Source organism: Methylomonas sp. BG-2, from assembly GCF_057766305.1.
On sequence record NZ_JBYMAP010000227.1, the window covers coordinates 1 to 6275 of the forward strand.

Consider the following 6275-nt stretch of genomic DNA (forward strand, 5'->3'; position numbering starts at 1 on the left):
GGTGATTGTCGCGAATTGGCAATAAGCCCACCGGATCGGCGCTCGGAGACCCGATCTCTGGGCGCCGGCCCTGGCTCAGAACACAGGCGAAGCGACGTCCCGATACCAGGGTTGGACAGCGCACTGGAATCTCGGTAAATTAGCGCCGAATTTCAGTGGATCGAATCCGCAGTCAAAGCCTGTATCGGTTCTGGGGTTGTCATCGCCGACCTTCCATCATCACTTCAACCAACGTAGTAAGGATACTGTGTTAGCTTCGCACCACTCCTCAATATCTGGCTTCGCCCCGCTTGTTACCAAGTCATTGCTCGATCAGCGCAGGACGGCCCGGATGCAAAGCCGATGAGCCAGACCGCCCCACTCCACCCCGACCTGGACACCGGTCTGGCCGCGTTGTTGATGATGGCCGCCTTCCACGGCGTGGCCGCCGACGAAGCCGCCTTGCGCCACGAGTTCGGGCCGGCGTTGGTGCCGGATCGCGAAGGGCGCTGCCGCTTCGATAACCGGGCACTGCAACTGGCCGCGCAACGCTTGGGCTTGACCGCCAAGCCGCGCCGGCAGGACCCGAAACGTTTGGCGTTAGCGCCGTTGCCGGCGATCGCGTTGGGCAAGGACAGCCGTTATTTCATCCTGGCCAAATACGATGCCGGGCCGCCCGCACCTGCCGGCCCCGACCAAGGCGGGCCGCCCACCCATGGCGGCTTGCCCAACCCCGCCGGCAAAGTCTTGATCCAGCGCCCCGGCGAGCCGCCGGCGGTGATAACCCTGCCCGAACTGCTGGCGAGCTGGACCGGCGAGCTGTTGTTTTTTACCTCCAAGGCCAGCTATGCCGGCGAAGCGGCCCAGTTCGATTTCACCTGGTTCATTCCGGCTCTGATCAAGTACCGCAAACTGTTCGGCGAAGTGTTGTTGATTTCGCTGGTGTTGCAACTGATCGGCCTGGTCACGCCGTTGTTTTTCCAGGTGGTGATGGACAAGGTGCTGGTCAACCACGCGATGAAAACCTTGAACGTGATCGCGATCGGCCTGATCGGGGCGATGCTGTTCGAAGCCGCCCTGTCCGGTATCCGCACTTGGGTGTTCGCTCATACCAGCAGCAAGATCGACGTGGAGTTGGGCGCCCGCTTGTTCAAGCATTTGTTGGCCTTGCCCACCGCCTATTTTCAGGCCCGCCGGGTCGGCGATTCGGTCGCCCGAGTCCGCGAGTTGGAGAACATCCGTTCGTTTCTGACCGGTAATGCCATCACCTTGTTGCTGGATTTGCTGTTCTCGGTGATCTTCATCGGCGTGATGCTGTATTACAGCGCCTGGCTGACCCTGATCGTCATAGTATCGATACCGCTGTATATTCTGTTGTCGGTCGTGTTCACCCCGGTGATTCGGGCTCGATTGGACGAGAAATTTAACCGTAGCGCCGAAAGCCAGGCTTTTTTGGTGGAGACCATCAGCGGCATCGACACGGTCAAGGCCATGGCGGTCGAACCGCGTTGGACCCAACACTGGGAGAAGCAACTGGCCGCTTACGTTACCGCCGGTCTGTCGGTCACCCAAGCCGCCACCTTGGCCGGCGGCGGCGTCAATCTGATCAGTAAACTGGTGACCGCCGCGATCATGTGGCTGGGCGCCACGCTGGTAGTCGACGGTCAGTTGACCGTCGGCGAACTGGTGGCCTTCAACATGTTGTCCGGCCAAGTCTCGGCCCCAATTTTGCGGCTGGCGCAGCTGTGGAACGACTTTCAGCAAGTCGGCATCTCGATGCGCCGCTTGGGCGACATTCTCAATACCCGCAGCGAAGTCATGGGCCAAAAGACCCGGCTACCGCGGATTGCCGGCGCCATCGAGTTCGACCAGGTGTCGTTCCGTTACCGGCCGGATGCGCCGGACGTGATTCGCGGGGTCGACTTACGCATCGCGCCGGGCGAAGTGATCGGCATCGTCGGCCGCTCCGGCTCCGGCAAAAGCACCTTGACCAAGCTGGTGCAGCGCTTGTTCGTACCGGACCGCGGCCGGGTGTTGATCGACGGCCACGACATCGGCATCATCGACACCGCTTCGCTACGCCAACAAATCGGCGTGGTGTTGCAGGAAAATACTCTGTTCAACCGTTCGATTCGCGACAACATCGCCTTGGTCAATCCGGCCTTGCCGTTCGAAGCCGTGATCGAAGCCGCCAAACTGGCCGGCGCCCACGCGTTCATCTGCGAATTACCGGAAGGTTACGACACGCTGGTCGGCGAACACGGCACCGGTTTATCCGGCGGCCAGCGCCAACGCATCGCCATCGCCCGGGCGTTGATCAGCAACCCGCGCATTCTGATCTTCGACGAAGCTACCAGCGCCTTGGACTACGAGTCTGAAAAAGTCATTCAGGACAATATGCGCCGCATCTGCCAAGGCCGCACCGTGTTGATCATCGCCCATCGCTTGTCGGCGGTGCGCGATGCCAACCGTATCGTGGTCATGGAGCGCGGCCAGATCGCCGAGACCGGCCGGCATCGGGAATTATTGCAAGTGCCGAACGGCATCTACGCCCACCTTTACCAATTGCAGCAGGCCGGCGCATGAGCCTGCGCTACCGCTGGCAAGCCTACGCCGAACTGTGGGGCCGTTACCGCGACACCTTCCGTTACTTTTGGCGGCAACGGCGGGAATTGGATAGTCCGCCACGTTCGCACGACGAAGCCGAATTTCTGCCGGCCGCCCTGGCCTTGCAGGCCCAACCGGTTTCGCCGCTGGGCCGCGGCGTGGCCTGGTTGTTGATGGCACTGGTCGCCGCAACGCTGGCCTGGGCCTGGTTCGGCGAAGTGGACATCATCGTCAACGCCGCCGGCAAGATCATCCCCAGCGCCCGCACCAAAACCATCGCCTCGGTCGATACCGCCAGCGTCGCGGCGATTTACGTCCGCGAAGGCCAATTCGTCCGCCAAGGCGAGCCACTATTGGCTCTGGACAGTAGCGCCTTCGATGCCGAACGCGACAAGGCCAGAGCCAATGTCGTCGAAGCGCGCTTGCAACAGGCCAGGGCCCAAGCGTTGATCGACGCCATCGACCGCGGCAGGCCGCCGGTTTTGATTCGGCCCGAACAAGTAGCCGAGGCCAAATACCAAGCCGCATTGGCGCATCTGGAGGGCCAGTACCGCGACTTCACCGCCAAGCGGCAACGCCTGGACGGCGATATCGCCCGCTACGCCTCGGCACTGCCGCTGGTCGCGCAACAAGCCCGCGACTTCCAAGCCCTGGCCGAGGCTCACGACGTCGCCCCGCACGCCTATCTGGAAAAGGAACAGGCCCGCATCGAACTGCAAGGCCAACTCGACAGCGCCAAAAACCAACGCGCGGCGTTGATCGCCGAAACCCGCAAACTGGCCTTCGACGAACACACCCAAGCCGGCAAACTGGCCAGCGACGCCGAACAGGACGCCGCCCGCGCCGACGCCCATGGCCGTTTGCTCAAACTGAACGCGCCGGTGGCCGGCACCGTACTGCAACTCGCGGCCCACACCGTCGGCGGCGTGGTCGCGGCGGCCCAACCCTTGTTGCAGATCGTGCCGCAAGACAGCACGGTCGAAGTGGAAGCCAGCCTGGAAAACAAGGACATCGGCTTCGTGCAGGAAGGCCAGAGCGCCGAAGTCAAGATCGACGCCTTCCCCTATACCAAATACGGCACCGTCACCGGCCGGGTGGCCCACGTCTCGCGCGATGCGATTCAAGACGAGAAAAAAGGCTTGATCTACAGCGTGCGTATTGCCCTCGACCAGGCGACGCTGGCGGTCGACAGCCACGATGCGGTGCTGTCGCCCGGCTTGTCGATCCAGGCCGACATCAAAACCGGCCGGCGCCGGGTCATCGAATACGTACTGACGCCACTGTTGCAGCACGGCCGGGAAAGCTTGCGTGAGCGTTAAGTCCGGGACGGTCCGAACCGCGTGCGGCGCTGGCCGTTTGGCCAAGGCACTAACGCTGGGATTGGCGCTGAGTCTGTTACCGGTGCCGGCGCTGAGTTTTGATTGGGCCGCCGTACCGAATATCCCCGATGTGCTCGACGATCCGCTCGATACCCGGCCGCCGGTGCTGGAGCAAGGCGCGGTGTTGCCGGGCGACCGGCGCGGCATCGTTTGCCCGGCCGACAAGGACTTTACCGCGCCGTTGCTGCTGGACGAGGCGGTGGATCTGGCCTTGTGCCACCATCCGCAAGCCCAAGCCGCCTGGGCCGAGCTCAAGATCCAGGCCGCCAATCTCGGCGTGGCCAAGGCCGGCTATTGGCCGACCGTGAACGCGGCGGTCAACCATCTGAACAGCTATTACCAATATCCGGACTCGCCCCTCCCTTCGAGCGAAACCGACGGCTTTACCTTATACGGCAATCTGAGTTGGCGCTTGTTCGACTTCGGCGGCCGCGCCGCCAATCTGGCCGCCGCCAACTGGCTGTTGACCCAGGCCTTGGCCAACCAGGACGCGGTGTTTCAACGCCTGCTGGACGGCGTGATTCAAGCCTATTTCGACGCCCAAACCGCCCATGCCCAACGACAAGCCAAGACCGACAGCGAAGCGTTGGCCGGCCAAACCCTGGCCAGCGCCCGCCGCCGCGAATCCAGCGGGGCCAGCAGCCGCAGCGATACCCTGCAAGCCGAAACCGCCCTGGCCAAAGCCGCATTGGGACGCAGCCGGGCCGACGGCGATTACCGCAAAGCCTTGGCGGTACTGCGCCAGGCCATGGGGATCGCCCCGGAAACGGCACTGACCCTGCCGGAGAATGCCGAGCCTGAGCAAACGGGGGAAACGCTGGCCCAAGACGGCCGCGACCTGCAAATCTGGCTGGCCGAGGCCAAACGCCGCCATCCGGCCATCGTCGCGGCCCAGGCCCAATGGGAAGCCGCCAAGCAGCGCATCGTGCAAGCCCGGTCCGAAGGCCTGCCGACGCTGGACTTTAGCCTGAACGCCTACCAAAACGGCTACCCCAATCAAGCCCTGTCGCAAAACCAAACCCGGGTGGAAACCATCGGCATCAACCTGACCATCCCGCTGTTCGAAGGCTTTGCCCGTACCTATAAAATCCGCGGCGCGCAAGCCCAAGCCGAACAACGCGCGGCCGAACTGGCCGACACCGAGCGGCAGACCCTGCTGGACGTGGTCAAGGCCCACGCCGAAGCCGAAGCGGCACTGCGGAATCTGAGCTATTCGGCGACTTGGCTGGATAGCGCGCAAACGGCCGTCGCCAGCTCGCAGCGGCGTTACGACAAAGGCGCCGCCGACATCCTGGAACTGCTGAATACCCAGACCGCACTGGCCGACGCCCGCCAGGAGCGCCTGCGCACCCTGGCCGACTGGCGAGCGGCCCGCTTGCGCTTGTTCACCAGCACCGGCCTGCTGGGCCGGGACATCATCGAGCAAGCCGAAGGGCGCGCCGGAAACGGCAAGCCGCCTATCAGCACTCCAGAACGATGAATTCAATAGGCTGGCGTTCGCAGATGCAACCGCCACACGACAAAACGACAAAAAGCACAACTCAAAAACGGTCGGCGCTTGCTGTTTGAGTATCCTCGGTTAACGCCCGGCTCATCACGATTGCCACGACCACCGATCGCCTCACCGTGCTGGACTTACTCGCGCAAGACGACGCATCGAAGACCGCCGACCCGTTGCAGCGCATGCAATTCGCCGACGGCACCGTGTGGGGTCTAGCAGCGTGAACGTAGCTGAAATGCGCAAGGCGTCACACATAAAACCCAGTCGGATAGTACAAAAGGGTGATGGTAATCAGTTAGTCTGTTAGCGACAATCGACCAACATTGCCCATCCAAGGCGACCTCCTACCTGAACCAGGGCCGCGCCAGACACATTAGTTTATTCGAAGCGATGGCAGTAGCTACAAAACGCTGCGGAGTGGGTGAAAAACCGAATGATCGTCTACGTTACATCGGCGCTCGGAAACGAGCGAAACAAGGTTAGTTAAGGAATCTCTGATTAATACGGATTTTCAAGAAAAATCGATGTGCAAGTCATTGATTTAATTGAGCCTGAAATTCAAGGGCGCGAATTAATCAGAGACTCCTTAAGGAATCGGATCGAAAGTAATTATTGTCGGCTTGTGCAAGAAAATAAGCCTTACAGTTATTTCTCTTAGATAGCAAACGATTTAATTATGAGCGACAAACAATAGATAGGAACGCGGGTGATTGATATGAGTTTGAATAATGCGCCACGAACAAAAATACGGCGCAATGCCCGTTGGTTATTGCACTATCCGGGATTTATTAACTTATGACTTTAAAAAT

At 61.2% G+C, this 6275-nt stretch carries 4 protein-coding genes; all 4 read left to right on the forward strand.

The window, feature by feature from the left end; translation table 11 throughout:
- Positions 1 to 342 precede the first annotated feature (342 nt).
- The 4 genes from AC3B8H_RS17175 (at position 343) to AC3B8H_RS17190 (ending at position 5690) form a co-directional block, all read left to right on the forward strand.
- Positions 343 to 2565, forward strand: coding sequence for a type I secretion system permease/ATPase (locus AC3B8H_RS17175; protein WP_488442764.1), 2223 nt, complete (start codon positions 343 to 345; stop codon positions 2563 to 2565).
- On the forward strand, positions 2562 to 3905 hold the full coding sequence (locus tag AC3B8H_RS17180) for an HlyD family type I secretion periplasmic adaptor subunit (RefSeq protein ID WP_488442765.1): 1344 nt from the start codon (positions 2562 to 2564) through the stop codon (positions 3903 to 3905). Before AC3B8H_RS17175 ends, AC3B8H_RS17180 begins: the two co-directional genes overlap by 4 nt.
- Entirely contained in the window at positions 3895 to 5445 is a 1551-nt protein-coding gene (locus AC3B8H_RS17185) for a TolC family protein (protein WP_488442766.1), read from the forward strand. The genes AC3B8H_RS17180 and AC3B8H_RS17185 overlap by 11 nt, the downstream gene beginning before the upstream one ends.
- A gap of 119 nt (positions 5446 to 5564) precedes the next feature.
- The gene (locus AC3B8H_RS17190; protein ID WP_488442767.1) at positions 5565 to 5690 is read left to right on the forward strand and encodes a calcium-binding protein; all 126 of its coding nucleotides are present in this window, start codon (positions 5565 to 5567) and stop codon (positions 5688 to 5690) included.
- Positions 5691 to 6275 lie beyond the last annotated feature (585 nt).

What these genes read in the sequence shown, in the direction of transcription:
- AC3B8H_RS17175 (WP_488442764.1), top strand. Translation starts at nt 343, where the DNA reads ATGAGCCAGACCGCCCCACTCCACCCCGACCTGGACACCGGTCTGGCC.
- AC3B8H_RS17180 (WP_488442765.1), top strand. Translation starts at nt 2,562, where the DNA reads ATGAGCCTGCGCTACCGCTGGCAAGCCTACGCCGAACTGTGGGGCCGT.